The sequence below is a fragment of the Mycobacterium interjectum genome (assembly GCF_900078675.2).
GTDB lineage: Bacteria > Actinomycetota > Actinomycetes > Mycobacteriales > Mycobacteriaceae > Mycobacterium > Mycobacterium interjectum.
Map to the genome: position 1 here is coordinate 1848955 of NZ_LT546237.1, position 1376 is coordinate 1850330.

At 70.3% G+C, this 1376-nt stretch carries 1 protein-coding gene; it reads right to left on the reverse strand.

Features of this window, described 5'->3' with window-relative positions:
* On the reverse strand, positions 1-1376 hold a 1376-nt coding region (ftsW, locus tag BN4348_RS43175), incomplete at both ends, for a putative lipid II flippase FtsW (protein WP_407937905.1).

Sequence of the window (1376 nt, forward strand, 5' to 3'; positions counted from 1 at the left end):
GCGGCAGGCGCAGCAGCTGGTTCATTTTGTCGTCCCGGCCGGCCCGCAGCGCGGCCACCGCCTCCGGTTCGTGCCGCGCCGCATTGGCCATGATGCCGATCATGAACAGCGTTGCGGCCGTTGATGTTCCGCCCGCGGAGATGAGTGGCAGCTGCAGGCCGGTGACCGGCAGCACGCCGATGACGTAGCCGATGTTGATGAACGCCTGACCGAGGATCCACATGGTCGTGGTGGCGGTCACCAACCGCAGGAACGGGTCGGCGGACCGGCGCGCGATCCGCATCCCGGTGTAGGCGAACAGACCGAAGAGAGCCAGCAGCCCGAACGCGCCGATGAAGCCCAGCTCCTCGCCGATGATGGCGAAGATGAAGTCGTTGTGGGCGTTGGGCAGGTAGTTCCACTTGGCAACGCCCTGGCCGAGGCCGTCGCCGAAGACGCCGCCGTGGGCCAGCGCGAACTTGGCCTGCCGCGCCTGGTAGCCGGTGTCCTGCGGGTCGTTCTCGGGGTTGATCCAGGACCGCACCCGGTCCGAGCGGTACCCGGCCGACATCGCCAGCACCGCGCCGGCCATGAAGACGGCCAGCAGCGAGGTGACGAAGACGCGCAGCGGCAGCCCGGCATACCAGAGCAGGGCCAGCAGGATGATGCCCAGCGACACCGTCTGGCCGAGGTCGGGCTGGGCGACGATCAGCGCCAGCGCGATGACCGCGGCCGGGACCAGCGGGATCAGCATCTCCCGCAGCGAGGCCCGCTCCATGCGTCGGGCCGCCAACAGGTGCGCGCCCCAGATGGCGAACGCGATCTTCGCCAGCTCGGAGGGCTGCATCGAGAAGCCCGCGACCACGAACCACTTGCGCGAACCGTTGGCCAGGTTGCCGATCCCGGGAACCAGCACCAGCACCAGCAGGATGATGGTGATGAGGTAGCCGGTGAAGGCCACCCGCCGGATGAATTGCACCGACACGCGCATCGCGACGTAGGCCGCGATGAGCCCGATGACCGTCCACAGCACCTGCTTGGCGAAGATCACCCAGGCCGAGCCGTCGGCGCCGTAGGAGCGCACGCCCGAGGCGGACAGCACCATGATCAGCCCGAGCGTCGTCAGCAACCCGGTGACCGCGATGATCAGGTGAAACGACGTCATCGGACGGCCCAGCCACGCGCCGAACCGGCTGCGCACACCGCCCGGCATCGCGGCCAGCCTGGCCTTGGCGCCCGCCGGGGCCTTGACGCCGGCCGGGTCGGCGGATTCGATGACGTCGGTCGGGGTCTCCGCGTCCGCGGCGCCCGACGCGTCCGCGGCGTCCGGAGCCGTGCCCGGCTCGGCCGCGTCGCCGTTGTTTCCCTTGCCCCGGCGCAGCCGCCGGGTCAGCGCG